The 13,539-nt window shown below is 68.4% G+C and carries 15 protein-coding genes; 4 read left to right on the top strand and 11 right to left on the bottom strand.

What is annotated here, in order from left to right:
• Positions 1-2: 2 nt before the first annotated feature.
• Complete coding sequence (gene moaC, locus WIX39_RS03525) at positions 3-485, bottom strand: cyclic pyranopterin monophosphate synthase MoaC (protein ID WP_081268733.1); 483 nt, start codon at positions 483-485, stop codon at positions 3-5.
• Between the two features lie 53 nt (positions 486-538).
• On the opposite strand from moaC, the gene WIX39_RS03520 reads away from it, so the two are divergent.
• On the top strand, positions 539-2,110 hold the full coding sequence (locus WIX39_RS03520) for a M48 family metalloprotease (protein WP_409194515.1): 1,572 nt from the start codon (positions 539-541) through the stop codon (positions 2,108-2,110).
• Between the two features lie 19 nt (positions 2,111-2,129).
• Here WIX39_RS03520 and WIX39_RS03515 read toward each other — a convergent pair whose 3' ends face one another.
• From WIX39_RS03515 to WIX39_RS03505, 3 genes are all read right to left on the bottom strand, one after another.
• Positions 2,130-2,483: a phage holin family protein gene (locus WIX39_RS03515; protein WP_081268735.1), complete on the bottom strand. Its 354-nt coding sequence runs from the start codon at positions 2,481-2,483 to the stop codon at positions 2,130-2,132.
• 93 nt (positions 2,484-2,576) lie between these two features.
• Positions 2,577-3,041: a hypothetical protein gene (locus WIX39_RS03510; protein ID WP_081268736.1), complete on the bottom strand. Its 465-nt coding sequence runs from the start codon at positions 3,039-3,041 to the stop codon at positions 2,577-2,579.
• Between the two features lie 87 nt (positions 3,042-3,128).
• Positions 3,129-3,875 (bottom strand): TerC family protein, encoded by a 747-nt coding sequence (locus WIX39_RS03505; protein WP_081268822.1) that lies wholly within the window; start codon positions 3,873-3,875, stop codon positions 3,129-3,131.
• Between the two features lie 493 nt (positions 3,876-4,368).
• Here WIX39_RS03505 and WIX39_RS03500 point away from each other — a divergent pair, with 493 nt between their 5' ends.
• Entirely contained in the window at positions 4,369-4,839 is a 471-nt protein-coding gene (locus WIX39_RS03500; RefSeq protein WP_409194514.1) for a DUF3717 domain-containing protein, read from the top strand.
• Between the two features lie 2 nt (positions 4,840-4,841).
• Positions 4,842-5,147, top strand: a complete 306-nt coding sequence (locus WIX39_RS03495; RefSeq protein WP_081268738.1) for a putative signal transducing protein — start codon at positions 4,842-4,844, stop codon at positions 5,145-5,147.
• A gap of 10 nt (positions 5,148-5,157) precedes the next feature.
• Here WIX39_RS03495 and WIX39_RS03490 read toward each other — a convergent pair whose 3' ends face one another.
• Together WIX39_RS03490 and purB are read right to left on the bottom strand one after the other, a co-directional pair.
• Complete coding sequence (locus WIX39_RS03490) at positions 5,158-5,718, bottom strand: YaeQ family protein (RefSeq protein ID WP_106936385.1); 561 nt, start codon at positions 5,716-5,718, stop codon at positions 5,158-5,160.
• Complete coding sequence (gene purB, locus WIX39_RS03485) at positions 5,718-7,097, bottom strand: adenylosuccinate lyase (protein ID WP_081268740.1); 1,380 nt, start codon at positions 7,095-7,097, stop codon at positions 5,718-5,720. The genes WIX39_RS03490 and purB overlap by 1 nt, the downstream gene beginning before the upstream one ends.
• 131 nt (positions 7,098-7,228) lie before the next feature.
• Here purB and WIX39_RS03480 point away from each other — a divergent pair, with 131 nt between their 5' ends.
• Entirely contained in the window at positions 7,229-7,840 is a 612-nt protein-coding gene (locus tag WIX39_RS03480; protein WP_081268741.1) for a glutathione S-transferase N-terminal domain-containing protein, read from the top strand.
• 117 nt (positions 7,841-7,957) lie between these two features.
• Here the strand turns inward: WIX39_RS03480 and WIX39_RS03475 are convergent, their stop codons facing one another.
• From WIX39_RS03475 to WIX39_RS03455, 5 genes are all read right to left on the bottom strand, one after another.
• Positions 7,958-8,752: an SDR family NAD(P)-dependent oxidoreductase gene (locus WIX39_RS03475; RefSeq protein ID WP_409194513.1), complete on the bottom strand. Its 795-nt coding sequence runs from the start codon at positions 8,750-8,752 to the stop codon at positions 7,958-7,960.
• Entirely contained in the window at positions 8,749-10,050 is a 1,302-nt protein-coding gene (locus WIX39_RS03470; RefSeq protein ID WP_409194512.1) for an MFS transporter, read from the bottom strand. The genes WIX39_RS03475 and WIX39_RS03470 overlap by 4 nt, the downstream gene beginning before the upstream one ends.
• Before the next feature lie 12 nt (positions 10,051-10,062).
• Positions 10,063-11,280 carry a class I SAM-dependent methyltransferase gene (locus tag WIX39_RS03465; RefSeq protein WP_409194511.1) on the bottom strand — a complete coding sequence of 406 codons (1,218 nt, stop codon included), beginning with the start codon at positions 11,278-11,280 and terminating at the stop codon, positions 10,063-10,065.
• A gap of 61 nt (positions 11,281-11,341) precedes the next feature.
• Entirely contained in the window at positions 11,342-12,139 is a 798-nt protein-coding gene (locus WIX39_RS03460; RefSeq protein ID WP_081268744.1) for a DUF1365 domain-containing protein, read from the bottom strand.
• The gene (locus tag WIX39_RS03455) at positions 12,136-13,470 is read right to left on the bottom strand and encodes an NAD(P)/FAD-dependent oxidoreductase (RefSeq protein ID WP_409194510.1); all 1,335 of its coding nucleotides are present in this window, start codon (positions 13,468-13,470) and stop codon (positions 12,136-12,138) included. The genes WIX39_RS03460 and WIX39_RS03455 overlap by 4 nt, the downstream gene beginning before the upstream one ends.
• Between the last annotated feature and the right edge of the window lie 69 nt (positions 13,471-13,539).

Below are 13,539 nucleotides of genomic sequence, written 5' to 3'. Positions count from 1 at the left end.
GGCTACCCCGCCACCCAACTCCCCGACTTCCCCCCATGCTTCTCCAGCACGTGCACATCGGTGATCCGCATCCCCCGGTCCACCGCCTTGCACATGTCGTAGATCGTCAGTAGCGCCACCTGCACGGCCGTCAGCGCCTCCATCTCCACCCCGGTCGGCCCCACGGTCTCGACGGTGGCCGTGCAGGCCACCTGCGGCGCGTTGCCCGAGTCGGCGAGGGCGAACGCCACCGCCACCCGCGTCAGCGCCAGCGGATGGCACAGCGGGATCAGGTCGCTCGTCTTCTTCGCCGCCTGGATGCCCGCGATGCGGGCGATGCCCAGCACGTCGCCCTTCTTCGCCGTTCCCGATTCGATCAGCGCCAGCGTCGCCGCCTGCATCTCGATGCGGCCCGTGGCCACGGCCACGCGGTGGGTGGAGGCCTTGCCGGCCACGTCGACCATGTGGGCCTGGCCCTGGGCGTCAAAATGGGTGAGAGTGCTCATGGTGAACGTTCGATTTGAAGATGCATCATACGAGCCCGAGCCACAGACGAGGAATGCCGCGCTTGACTCCCACTCCCTTCAGAAGACGCCGCCTGACATCCGCCCTGCGGACGTTCTGCGCTACTTTCTTGATAGCGTCCCAGGCCCTGCTGCCGGCCCCCGCGCTGGCGCAGATGCAGATGCAGGTCCTGCCCGGCCTGGGCGACGGCGGCGAGATGACCGCCAGCGCCGAGCGCCACCTCGGCGACCAGATCGCCCGCGAGCTCTATCGCGACACCGACTACATCGACGACCCCGTGGTCGCGGCCTATGTGCAGGACATCTGGCAGCGCCTGCTGGCGGCGGCCCGCGCGCGCGGCGAGCTCACGCCCGAGCTCGACGAGCGCTTTGCCTGGACCATCCTGCTCGGACGCGACCGCAACATCAACGCCTTCGCGCTGCCCGGCGGTTATCTGGGCCTGAACCTGGGTCTCGTCGCCGCGGTCGGCAGCCGCGACGAGCTGGCGACGGTGCTGGGGCACGAGCTCTCGCACGTCACGCAGCGCCACATCTCGCGCATCATGAGCAAGCAGGGCAAGCAGATGCCGCTGATGATCGCGGGCCTGATCCTCGGGATGATCGCGGCTGGCAAGAGCCGCAACGGCGATGCCGGCCAGGCCGTGATGATGGGCAGCCAGGCGCTCTTTGCGCAGAACCAGCTGAACTTCTCTCGCGACATGGAGCGAGAGGCCGACCGCGTCGGCTTCGGCGTGATGACGCAGGCGGGCTTCGCGCCGCAGGGCGCCGCCGCGATGTTCGAGAAGCTGCAGTACGCCTCGCGCCTGAACGACAACGGCTCGTACCCCTACCTGCGCAGCCATCCGCTGACCACGGAGCGCATCTCCGACATGCAGGGCCGCTTCCAGTTCCGCATGGACGCCACGCCGCCGCTGCCGCTCGTCATGGACCACGCGATGATCGCTTCGCGCGCCCGCGTGCTGACGCGGCCGGGTGTCGACGTGCTGCGGCTGTGGGTCGATTCCGCGTCCTCCGGCGAATTCGCGAAAAGCTCGCCGGCACAGCAGGCCGGCACGCTCTACGCGGCGGCGTTGTCGGCGAAGGAACTGCGGGACTACAAGGCGGCACGCGCGCTGGCCGAGCGGCTGACGGCTCGCACGGCCGATGACCCCGCCGCGGCCAAGCAGGCGCGCTGGCTCGGCGCCGAGATCGAACTCGCCGCGGGCGCCCCGGCCAAGGCCGCCGCGCTGCTCGACGCCAAGTCGAAGGAGCGGCCGGAGATGATGCTCGCCGCCGAAGCCGCGACCGCCCTGCGCCAGCCCGCACCGATGATTCCCGTGCTGCGCGATTGGGTCGCCGCGAACCCGCGCGATGCGACGGCATGGCACACGCTGGCCAACCTCTACGGAGCGGAGAACGACACGCTGCGCGCGGTGCGCGCCGATGCCGAGGCCAACGTCGCGATCCTCGACTATCCGGCCGCGCGAGACCGTTTCAAGGCAGCGCAGGAGCTGATCCGCCAGTCCGGCAAGCCGGTCGATCACTACGAGGCGTCGATCATCGACACCCGTGCGCGGGCGGTGGACGTGCTGGTGAAAGAACAGGCGGCCGAGCCGCCGCTGAAGTAGCCCGCGCAGGTCTGTTGCTTCAGCGCCTGGACAGCAGCCCGCCCAGCGCGGACTCGATCAGCAGGCCCAGCAGCGAGTAAAGCAGCGAGCCGATCAGCGCGGCCAGGAAGCCGTTCACGTGGAAGCCGGCGAGCAGCCCCGAGGCGGCCCAGAACAGCAGCGCGTTGATCACGAACAGGAACAGCCCGAGCGTGACGATGGTGACGGGAAGCGTCAGCACCACCAGCACCGGCCGCACGATCATGTTGAGCAGTCCGATGACGGCCGCGGCAATCAGCGCGGAGCCGAAGCTGTTGACCTGGACGCCGCTGTAGAGATAAGCCACCGCCAGCAGCGCGACGGCGCTGAGCAGCCATTTGATGATGATGCGCATGCGGCGCAGGATACCCCAGGGTGCCCGGACAAAACAAACGAGCCCCGGTGCGTTGCCGCGCCGGGGCTCGTGGAAGAAGAGAACGCGAGCCGCTTACTCGGCCAGCTCGTTCGCCAGCACCAGCAGTGCGCCCATGCCCATCACCGCGCCCGGGAAGGCCCAGCCCGACTGGTGCGCCGGCTTCTGGTCCGGCGTCACCGGCTCCAGGTCGACGCCGATCTTCGGACGGCGCGCATCGACCACGTGCGCGGCACCGTGCTCGCGCTTCAACTGCGCGGTCAGCTCGGCCAGCGGGCCCTTGGCCAGCACCGGCGTCACCTGCCCGCCGTTGCGCTCCAGCAGGGGCAGCATCTGTGCCTGCACCTTGCTGAACCACTTGGCGCGCCAATTCTCGCGCGCGCTGTGGCTCACCCACTTGCTGATGCGATGCGTCATGCGCGGCGCGCAGGCCACCAGCACCCAATGGCGCGCCACGACGTTGTTCGCGTCGGGCGCGAGTTCGGCGAACTGTTCACAGGCGTAGGTGACGTCGTCGATATAAAGAATGATCTTTTCCATGGCGTGCTCCTTCAGATAGTTAGAGTGACAGAGGCTGGCTTGTGACGGAAGTTCGCGGTATCGATGTCCGGTGGCTGCGAGCGATGCTCAGCCGGTGGTCACCGGGGTCTGCGGCTTGTTGCGGGCCTGGCGGGCGGCAATCCACTTGCCGATCACCAGCACCAGCAGTGCGCCGCCAACGCCGGCCGCGTACTTGATGGTGTCGGTCTGCGGCACCTTCGGCACCCAGGTCCAGGCAGCGGCGTTGGCGAGCGCGGGGTCGGACACGGCCATCGTGCCGGCGATCCAGCCGAGCAGCATGCCGCCGGCGGTGATGATCATCGGGAACTTGTCCATCAGCTTGATGACGAGCTGGCTGCCCCAGACGATGATCGGGATGCTCACGAGCAGGCCGAAGATCACGAGCGGCATCTGGTGGCCTTCGCCCGCGCCTTGCGCGGCGCCGGCGATGGCGATCACGTTGTCCACGCTCATCACGAGGTCGGCAATGATCACGGTCTTGACCGCGCCCCACAGCTTGTCGCTGCCGGTGATGTTGCCGTGCGCGTCGTCATGCTCGGGTGCCAGCAGCTTCACGCCGATCCACACCAGCAGGATGGCGCCGACCAGCTTCAGGAACGGAATGGCCAGCAGCGTGAGCGCGAAGAAGATCAGGATGACGCGCAGGATGATGGCGCCGGCTGTGCCCCAGAGGATGCCCTTGGTGCGTTGGTGCGGCGGCAGCTTGCGGCAGGCCAGTGCGATCACGACGGCGTTGTCGCCGCCGAGCAGGATGTCGATCATGATGATCTGACCGACAGCGACCCAGAATTCCGGGGCCATGAACAGTTCCATAGGTTCCTCTTGGTTGTCGCGCCCCAGCCTCGCCCCTGGAAGGGCGACGACGAAGGCGCATGGCGATGCGTTTCGATTCATCCTGGGCGGATGGTCGAAAGCGAGGAAGAAAGGCCGGGTGATACCGGGGACTCGCGAACGCTTCGACCAAACCTGCACAGGTTCAAATCGAAGGTCTGGCTCGACGGCGCGCGCGCAAAAAACAATGCGCGTACGCTGCCCGGCAGGCCGGAAGTGTTTTGCTTCGTATTGACGACCTGACGATTCGCGCCGTCGTGGACGGCGGTCGGGAGCTACTCCCCTTCGTGGGCGGGATTAGAGCATCGAAGACATCGGCGGCGCAACCGAAAGTTTTCAGGGGTTTAAAAAGAATGCGCTGAAAATGCGCATGAACAGGGGCTCCGATGCTCCTTGTTTTGTAGCAATCATGGCCCTTCACGGCTTCGGGGCATTGCCGGTCTATGATCCCCGCTCGCTGGATTCTTCATTCTTCATGGCCGCCATACACATCACCGACATCGAGGCCGCCATCAATCACTGGCGCGAGAAATCGCCCTCGCCCGACGGGGTCACGCTGGGCCCCGAGCTGCGGGCGCTGGCCGAGGTCTACGCGCTCATGGTCTTTCATCACGAGGAGGAGGTCGACGAGGTCGGCTTTCCGCCCAAGGCCTGGGCCGCATGGATGGCCTGGTACGAAAGCACGCCCGACACCCCCTGCATCGCGATCTGCTCCACCAGCCAGGGCGACGACGAATGCAAGGGCTGCGGCCGCAGTTTCGACGAAGTGCAGCTCTGGCCCGCCATGACGCCGGTAGCGAAGCGCGCCACCTGGCGCCGCATCACCATGGAAGACTCGGCCTGGCGCTTCAACCGCTATGCGGAGCGCGCGCGCGAGGCAGAACCGCCGCCGTCCGCCGCCGAACCCGGGTTCGACCCAGACAACGAGCAGAACTGGGCGCCCTGACGATGCGCCGCCTCGCGCAAGCTCCCAACCTCGCCATCGCGACCGTGTGGGCGCATGCATTGCGCGAAGAGGGCGTGGCCGCCACCGTGCAGCGCGAGTTTCTCGGCGCGGTCATGGGCCAGCTGCCGCCCGACCAGTGCCTGCCCGAAATCTGGATCGACGACGAGACCCAGTTCGACCTTGCCAGGCGCCTGCTGCACGAGCTGCAGCATCGTCCGCAGCGCAGCTGGCAGTGCGTGTGCGGCGAGCACGTCGAAGGCGGCTTCGAGCAGTGCTGGCAGTGCGGCGAGATGATGCCGGCGGTCTAGCCGCGCGGTGTTACTTCCAGCGCAGCAGCTCGACGTCGATGCTGTTCGTGCCGTCGCCCAGCGTCAGCGTGTTTTCCTGGATCGTCGCCTGCAGCTGCATGCTGCGCTGCGCGAGCGCGGCCAGTGCCTGCGAGGCAGCGGTCGGCACGCGGTAGACCTTGAGGTTCTGCGGCCGCGTCAGCTTGTTCTCTATGCCTCGCCACCAGATCTCGGCCGCGTGGTTGAAGCAATAGACGATCACTTCGTCCGCCTTGCCGCAGGCCTTGATGATGGGCTTGTCCTCCGGCTGGCCGACCTCGATCCAGATCTTCACCTCGCCGGTGAAGTCGCGCAGCCACACGTCGGGCTCGTCGACGTTCGACAGGCCGGCGCCGAAGGCCAGCGTGCCGTCGCCGTTGCAGATGTCCTGCAGCTGGTGCGCGTTCAGCGCGAGCGCGACCAGCCGGATCATCATCCGCTCGTCGGTTTCGCTGGGGTGGCGCGCCAGCGTCAGCGCATGGTCGGCGTAGTAGCCGTGGTCGATGTCGGCCACCGCGAGAGTGGCCTTGAAGATGGTGGACTTGAGTGCCATCAGATGCGCTTGGCCAGCTCGGCAGCCTTGCCGACGTAGCTGGCCGGCGTCATCGCCAGCAGGCGGGCCTTTTCCTCTTCCGGAATTTCCAGCGAGCGGATCAGCCCGTGCAGCGCCTCGGCCGTCACGGTCTTGCCGCGCGTCACTTCCTTGAGCTGCTCGTAGGCGCCCTGCACGCCGAAGCGGCGCATCACGGTCTGGATCGGCTCGGCCAGCACTTCCCACGAGGCGTCGAGGTCTTCGGCCAGCGCTTCCTCGTTGAGTTCGAGCTTGCCCAGGCCGGTGGCCAGGCTGGCATAGGCCAGCGTGGCGTAGCCGAAGGCCACGCCGATGTTGCGCAGCACCGTGCTGTCGGTCAGGTCGCGCTGCCAGCGGCTGATGGGCAGCTTCTCGCTCAGGTGGCGCAGCACCGCGTTGGCCAGGCCCAGGTTGCCTTCGGCGTTCTCGAAGTCGATGGGGTTGACCTTGTGCGGCATGGTCGAGGAGCCGATCTCGCCCTTCTTCAGGCGCTGCTTGAAGTAGCCCAGGCTCACGTAGCCCCAGATGTCGCGCGAGAAGTCGATCAGGATGGTGTTGGCACGCGCCACCGCGTCGAACAGCTCGGCCATGTAGTCGTGCGGCTCGATCTGGATGCTGTAGGGCTGGAAGCTCAGGCCCAGGCCCAGCGGCGCGGGCGTCTCGATGACCTTGCGGCTGAAGGCTTCCCAGTCGAACTCCGGCCAGGCGGCGAGGTGGGCGTTGTAGTTGCCCACGGCGCCGTTCATCTTGCCCAGCAGCTGCACCGAGGCGATCTGCGCGCGCGCCTTCGACAGGCGCACCGCCACGTTGGCGATTTCCTTGCCCACGGTGGTCGGGCTGGCGGTCTGGCCGTGCGTGCGCGAGAGCATCGACACATCGGCGAACTGGTGCGCCATTTCGCGCAGCTTGGCGATCAGCCCGTCGATGGCCGGCAGCATGACCTTGTCGCGCGCGGCCTGGATCTGCAGGGCGTGGCTGGTGTTGTTGATGTCTTCGCTGGTGCAGGCGAAGTGCACGAACTCGGCGGCGGCCAGCAGCTCGGGCCGGGCCTCGAACTTGGACTTGATCCAGTATTCGACGGCCTTCACGTCGTGGTTGGTGGTTTTCTCGATTTCCTTGATGGCCAGCGCGTCGGCCTCGGAAAAGTGGGACACCAGGCCCAGCAGGTACTTGCGGGCGCCGCCCGTCAGGGGCTTGAATTCGGCGAAGCCGCAGTCGGACAGCGCAATGAACCACGCCACCTCGACTTGCACGCGCCGGTGCATATAGCCCTGTTCGCTCATCAGCGGGCGCAACGCCGCGAGTTTGGCCGCGTAACGGCCATCAAGGGGGGAAAGGGCGGAAACGGTGGAAAAGCTCATGCCTCAATTTTAGGCGGCCGGCGGTCCGTGGGGCCGGCCCGACACATCGGGGCCGATTCGGACCTCCGGTTTTCCCATTCACCTAAAATGACTATTAACTAATGTTGTCATAGTTTGGGGAGAGAGCCTTCATGAAACTGATCGGATCGGCCGCCAGCCCGTATGTGCGCAAGGTGCGTGTGGTGCTGGCCGAGAAACGGCTCGATTACCAGTTCCTGATCGAAGACGTCTGGGCTGCCGAAACCACCATCGCCAGCTCCAATCCCCTGGGGAAGGTGCCCTGCCTGATCATGGAAGGCGGCGAGGCGATGTTCGACTCGCGCGTGATCGTCGAATACCTCGACACCCTGTCTCCGGTCGGCAAGCTGATTCCCCAGCAAGGCCGCGAGCGCGCCGAGGTCAAGACCTGGGAAGCTCTGGCCGACGGCGTCATGGACGCCGGGGTGCTCTGGCGCCTGGAAGCCACCTGGTCCGGCCGCAACGACGGCGAACGCAGCGCGGCATGGATCGAGCGCCAGCGCACCAAGGTGCTGGACGGCGTCGCGGCCATGGCCAAGGGGCTGGGCGACAAGCCCTTCTGCAGCGGCATCCACCTGAGCCTGTCGGACATCGCGGTCGGCTGCACGCTCGGCTGGCTGGACCTGCGCTTCCCCGAGATCGAGTGGCGCGCCGACCACGCCAACCTCGCCAAGCTGTACGACAAGCTGATGCTGCGCCCCAGCTTCATCGACACGAAGCCTTGACTCTCCCCCAGGCTTCGCGCACTGCGTGTCGCTTCTCCTTCCCCCTCGCCGGGGGCGACACCGGTGGCCCGGCCAAGCCGGTTCCACGGCGTCTCGCGAAGAATCCTTCCGCTACCGTCACAAGCCGGTGAACCGCGCCACCGCCGGGAAGTACAGCCGATAGGGCAACAGCCGCATGAGCTTCATCCAGAAGGTGAAGCGGCGCGGGAAGTGGATCTCGAAATCGCCCCGGCGCCAGCCCTCGAGCATGGCCTCGGCCGCCTGGGCGGGGGTGATCAGCGCCGGCATCCTGAAATCGTTCTTCGCCGTGAGCGGAGTGTCGACGAAGCCCGGCTGCACCACGCTCACGCCGATGCCGCGCGCATGCAGGTCGACGTACAGCACCTCGGCCAGGTTGGTGAGCGCCGCCTTGGTCGGACCGTAGGCCAGGCTCTTGGGCAGCCCGCGAAAGCCGGCCACGCTGCCGGTGATCGACACATGCCCCGCACCGCCCGCCACGAAGCCGGGCAGCACCGCCGCCAGCACATTGAGCGCGCCGACGTAGTTGACCTGCTGGTGCGCCAGCATCTGCTCGAGCGAGAACGCATCGGCGCGCAGCGCGCCATAGGTGGCGGCGTTGAAGAGCACGAAATCGATGGCGCCCGTGGCCGCCAGCAGCTGCGCATGCGCGGCGGCCACCGCGGCGCTGTCGCGCACGTCGAGCGGCAGCACGATCACGCGCGGCGGCTGGCCTGCATGGTTGTGCAGCAGCGCCAGTTCTTCGAGCGCCTCGGCGTTGCGCGCCGACACGCCGACCCGCGCGCCGTGCTCGAGCAGCGCCAGCACCGTCGCCCGGCCGATGCCGGTGGACGCGCCGACGATCCACGCGGTCTTGCCCTTCCAGTCGGCGAGCGGAGGATTCAGCGGCTTCAAGGCGCGGCCTTCGAGACCGGCATGGGCTGCTGCGATGCCGCCGCCGGGCGAATCACCAGTGCCCACAGCGAGGCGCCCGCAAGCACCTTGAGCACGCAGGGCAGCAGGCAATAGGCCAGCGACAGCGCCTGCAGCGCGCCTGCCTCGCGCGCGCCGGGCACATAACCGGCCAGTCCGAGCAGCGGCAGCGCCAGTCCCGCCGCCAGCGCCAGGTTGAGCTTGGTCGCGAAATTCCACCAGCCGAAGTAGGCGCCGGCGTGCGGCTGGTCGCCGGCGTCGGCAATGATCCCGGCCAGCAGGGCGCCCGGCAGCACCAGGTCGGAGCCGATCGCGAAGCCCGACAGCGCGCACACCACCAGGAACGGCACAGCGTCGCCCGCGCCCATCGCGCCGGCCCAGGCGAACACCGCCACCGACATGCACATGCCGCCGAGCCACGAACGCGCCAGCCCGAAGCGTTTCACGATGCGCAGCCACGCCGGAATCGACGCCGCCGCCATCACGAAGTACAGGCCCAGGAAGGCCGGCTCCAGCGCGGCCGGGGCGCGCAGCCGGTCCTGCACGAAGAACAGCACCAGCGTGGCCGGCACCGCGCTCGCGATGCCGTTGAGCACGAACACCGCCAGCAGCCGGCGGAATGCCGGGCGGCGCAGCGGCAGCCGCAGGTCGACCTCTTGATGCGCAGCGCTGCCACGCACGGGCCGTGGCGCCCGCGTCCAGAGCACCCAGCCGATCACCAGCAGCACGCCGAACAGCGCCACCATCGCGGGCAGCCCCGCCAGCGTCGGGATCACCGAGGCGAGCACCACGCCGACCAGCCCCAGGCCTTCTCGCCAGCCGACGATGCGCCCGCGCTGCAGGGCGTCGCCGCCGAGCATCGCGCCCCACGACTGGTGCGCGATGCTCAGCATGCTGTAGCCCGCGTAGGTCAGCGCCAGCAGCACGGCCGCCGCCACCAGCAGCGCGCCATGGCTCGACGGATCGACCAGCGCCTGCGGAAAGAACAGCAGCCCGAAGCCCAGCAGCAGCACGCCGGCCGCGACGGCGCCGCCGCCCAGCACCGCGTGCGCCGAGCGCGCGTGCAGCCGGTCGCTGAGCCGCCCGAGCAGCGGATCGATCAGCGCATCGAGCAGCCGCGCGCCCAGCAGCACGGCGCCCAGCGTGGCCAGCGGCACGCCGAAGGCGCGCGCGTAGTGGTTGGGCAGCAGCACGTAGAGCGGCAGCGCGACAAAGGCGAGCGGCAGCCCGAGAAGGCCGTAGCGCAAGCCGGCCAGGGGTCCGAAGGAAGACGACACCAAGGTCCGCGCGATCTAGCGCTTGCGCAGCGTGTACTGCACCACGTCGATGTTGGCCTGCGAGAACGCGGCCTCGCAGTAGGCCAGGTAGAACTCCCAGATGCGCATGAAGCGCTCGTCGAAGCCCAGCTGCAGGATCTGCGCGCGCTGTCCCAGGAAGCTCTCGCGCCAGCGGCGCAGCGTCTCGGCGTAGTCGGCGCCGAAGGCGAACTCGTCCACCACCTCCAGCCCCGCGGCCTCGGCCTCGCGGCGGAACTCGCGCGGGCACGGCAGGCAGCCGCCCGGGAAGATGTACTGCTGGATGAAGTCGGTCGAGTCGATGTAGCGGTCGAACAGCTGGTCGTCGATCACGATGCTCTGCACGCAGGCGCGGCCGCCCGGCTTGAGTAGCCGGCTTACGCTGCGGAAGTAGGTCGGCCAGTACTCGCGGCCCACGGCCTCCACCATCTCGATGGAGCAGACCGCGTCGAAGGGCGCGTCCGAGATGTCGCGGTAGTCCTGCAGGCGCAGGTCCGCGCGCAGGCCGGCGGTGCGCTGCTGCGCGAAGGCCAGTTGCTCGGTCGAGAGCGTCACGCCCGTCACCGAGGCGCCGAAGTCGACGGCGGCCATCTCGGCCAGCGCGCCCCAGCCGCAGCCGATCTCGAGCACGCGGTCGCCGGGTTTCACGGCTGCGAGTTCGAGCGCGCGGCGCACCTTGGCGCGCTGCGCACCGGGCATCGGCTTGGAGAGGTCGCCCTCGAACCAGGCCGACGAGTAGTTCATCGTCTCGTCGAGCCAGAGCTTGTAGAACGCGTTGCCCAGGTCGTAGTGCGCATGGATGTTGCGCGAGCTGCCGGCCTTGCTGTTGCGGTTCATGAGGTGCCGCACCCGGTACACCAGGCGGCCGAACCAGTTGCCGTACACCACGTCTTCGATTGCGCGGCGGTTGGCGATGAACACCTTGATCAGCTCGGTGAGGTTGGGCGTGGTCCAGTCGCCCGCGATGTAGCTCTCGGCAAAGCCGATGTCGCCCGACTTGAGCGCGGCCTTGCACACGTTCCAGTTGCGCAGCGTGAGCGACGCGGTGGGCCCGCTGCCGGGCGTGGCGCCGAAGTGCCGCACGGAGTCGTCCGGCAGGCGCACGGTGAGCGAGCCGTAAGCCAGCCGCTGCAGCAGGCCGAGCACGGTGCGTGCGGCGCCGGGCGCATCCTGGGGCAGCGAGAAGCGGGAGGCAGTGGTGAGGGAGGAAGTCATTGAAGTACCTTCATGCTGCGCACTGCGGTGCGAGCTTGCTTGGGGCGGCCCGGCGCGGCGCTCATGGATTCGCCTGCTGCTGGTTGTCGCGTGAAACGAAATGGGTGGGCGGCGCCGGCTTGGCGACGAACGGCACGCGCTTGAGCCAGAGCCTGGCGGCCTGCCAGTGGATGCGCGCGATCAGCCCGAAGGTCATCGCCGGGTAGCGCCACAGCGCGCGCCGCACGCTGGCCGCGTCCATGGGGGCGAGCTGGCCGCTCACGCTGGTCTGCAGCAGCGGGCCTTCGGCGTCGTCGTGGTCGATGCGCACCACGGTCCGCGTCAGCTCGGCATCGACGAAGAAGCGGAACCGGTAGCCGCCGCTGACCTGGCAGAACGGCGAGACGTGGAAAGCCTTCGCGGCCTTGAGCTCGGCGCCGTACACCGGGCGGTCGAGCAGGTAGCAGTGGCGCTCGCCGAAGGTGTTGTTCACCTCGACCACGATCGCCCGCAGCACGCCTTCAGGCGTGTGGCAATACCAGAAGCTCACCGGCTTGAAGGTGTAGCCGAACACGCGTGGGTAGCAGTGCAGCCAGGCTTCGCCGGTGGCGTCGTGGATGCGGTGGGCGGCCAGCAGTTCGTCGAGCCAGGCCAGCGCGCCGCCTTGCTGCGGCGCTCGGCCGTCGCCGTGGTCGACGTCGTGGAAGGAAATCGCGGCCCGGCGATTGAGCGCCACGGCCTCGCTGCCATGCGCGCGCAGCGTGCGCATCGGCAGCATCAGGAAATAGGTCGGATAGGCGAAGGCGTTGCGCGCCGGGCGCAGGCGTGCATGGCGGACTTCCCCGAAGCCCATCAGCGGCACGGCCTGCGTCGGTGTCATGCCGCGCGCCTCGCGGTCGCGTCGCTGCCGGGGGACAACCGCGCGCGCAGGCCCGCGGCGGCGGCCAGGCCGGCCTTCAGGCCGTCCTCGTGGAAACCGTAGCCCATCCAGGCGCCCGCGAACCAGGTGTTGCGCTGGCCTTGCAGGGCCGGCACCTCGGCCTGCGCGCGGATCGCGGCAAGGTCGAGCACCGGGTGGTCGTAGTCGTATTCCGCCATGACCTGACTACGCTGGATCTCGCGAACCGGATTCAACGAAACGACGACCGGCTGCTCCCAGGGCAGCGGCTGCAGCTTGTTCAGCAGGTAGTGCAGGCAGACCCGGCCCGATTCGCGCTCGCCGACGGCGGCCCGCTCGTAGTTCCAGGCGGCCCAGGCCGAGCGGTGCCGCGGCAGCACGGCCGCGTCGGTGTGGAGCACGGCGTGGTTCGGCTGGTAGCGGATCGCGCCCAGCACGGCCGACTCGGCCGGGCTGGCGTCGCCCAGCATTGCCAGCGACTGGTCGGAGTGGGTGGCCAGCACGACGTGGTCGAAGCGCTCGGTGCCGGCGTCGGTCGCCAGCAGCACGCCGTTCTCGGTGCGGGTGATGCGCCGCACGAGGGTGTTCAGGCGCTTGTCGGGCAGGCCGGCGACGATTTTCTCGACGTAGTTGCGCGAACCGCCGCGCACTGTGCGCCACTGCGGCCGGTTGGCGATCTGGATCAGGCCGTGGTTGTGGCAGAACCGGATCATGGTGGCCACCGGGAACGCCAGCATCTGCGTGGTCGAGCAGCTCCAGATGCAGCCCATCATCGGCAGGAAATACCAGTCGCGGAACGCCGCGCCGAAGCAGTTGGCATCGAGGAATTCGCCGAGCGGCTGGGCCAGCTCGCCCTCGGTGCCGGCCTCGGCGATGCGGGTGGTCAGGCGGTTGAAGCGCAGCAGGTCGCGCAGCATGCCCAGGAAGCGGGCGTCGAACAGGTTGCGGCGCTGCGCGAACACGGTGTCGAGGTTGTTGCCGCTCCATTCGAGCGGGCGGCCGTCGTCACGCGTGGCCTGGACCGAGAACGACATGTCCGACTCGGCGGTCTCGACGCCTAGATCGGAGAAAAGCCGGATCAGGTGGGGATAGGTGCGGTCGTTGTAGACCAGGAAGCCGGTGTCCACGCCGTGCGCGACGCGGGTGGCATCGGCGGGCGAGCGCGCAAGCTCGATCGTCGCCGTGTGGGCGTGGCCACCGAAGTAGTCACTGGCTTCGAAGAGGGTGACGGCAGCCGCGTCACGCAACGTATGCGCCGCGGCCAGTCCCGAGATGCCGGCGCCGATGACGGCGATGCGGGTGGGCTGCGTCATCGCACAACCCCCGCCCGGCCAGAAGACAAAAATGCTGCGAGGCGCCCCGACGCGAAGGAGGGAGGGAGG

Source organism: Variovorax sp. AB1(2024) (genome assembly GCF_037482385.2).
In the GTDB taxonomy this organism is placed as follows: domain Bacteria; phylum Pseudomonadota; class Gammaproteobacteria; order Burkholderiales; family Burkholderiaceae_C; genus Variovorax.
Note: the sequence above shows the minus strand (reverse complement) of the source record. Positions and strands in the feature narration are given on the sequence as shown.

What these genes read in the sequence shown, in the direction of transcription:
- purB (WP_081268740.1), bottom strand. Translation starts at nt 7,097, where the DNA reads ATGAGCTTTTCCACCGTTTCCGCCCTTTCCCCCCTTGATGGCCGTTAC.
- WIX39_RS03510 (WP_081268736.1), bottom strand. Translation starts at nt 3,041, where the DNA reads ATGGAAAAGATCATTCTTTATATCGACGACGTCACCTACGCCTGTGAA.
- WIX39_RS03460 (WP_081268744.1), bottom strand. Translation starts at nt 12,139, where the DNA reads ATGACACCGACGCAGGCCGTGCCGCTGATGGGCTTCGGGGAAGTCCGC.
- WIX39_RS03490 (WP_106936385.1), bottom strand. Translation starts at nt 5,718, where the DNA reads ATGGCACTCAAGTCCACCATCTTCAAGGCCACTCTCGCGGTGGCCGAC.
- WIX39_RS03495 (WP_081268738.1), top strand. Translation starts at nt 4,842, where the DNA reads ATGCGCCGCCTCGCGCAAGCTCCCAACCTCGCCATCGCGACCGTGTGG.
- WIX39_RS03515 (WP_081268735.1), bottom strand. Translation starts at nt 2,483, where the DNA reads ATGCGCATCATCATCAAATGGCTGCTCAGCGCCGTCGCGCTGCTGGCG.
- moaC (WP_081268733.1), bottom strand. Translation starts at nt 485, where the DNA reads ATGAGCACTCTCACCCATTTTGACGCCCAGGGCCAGGCCCACATGGTC.
- WIX39_RS03500 (WP_409194514.1), top strand. Translation starts at nt 4,369, where the DNA reads ATGGCCGCCATACACATCACCGACATCGAGGCCGCCATCAATCACTGG.
- WIX39_RS03480 (WP_081268741.1), top strand. Translation starts at nt 7,229, where the DNA reads ATGAAACTGATCGGATCGGCCGCCAGCCCGTATGTGCGCAAGGTGCGT.
- WIX39_RS03520 (WP_409194515.1), top strand. Translation starts at nt 539, where the DNA reads ATGCCGCGCTTGACTCCCACTCCCTTCAGAAGACGCCGCCTGACATCC.
- WIX39_RS03465 (WP_409194511.1), bottom strand. Translation starts at nt 11,280, where the DNA reads ATGACTTCCTCCCTCACCACTGCCTCCCGCTTCTCGCTGCCCCAGGAT.
- WIX39_RS03505 (WP_081268822.1), bottom strand. Translation starts at nt 3,875, where the DNA reads ATGGAACTGTTCATGGCCCCGGAATTCTGGGTCGCTGTCGGTCAGATC.
- WIX39_RS03455 (WP_409194510.1), bottom strand. Translation starts at nt 13,470, where the DNA reads ATGACGCAGCCCACCCGCATCGCCGTCATCGGCGCCGGCATCTCGGGA.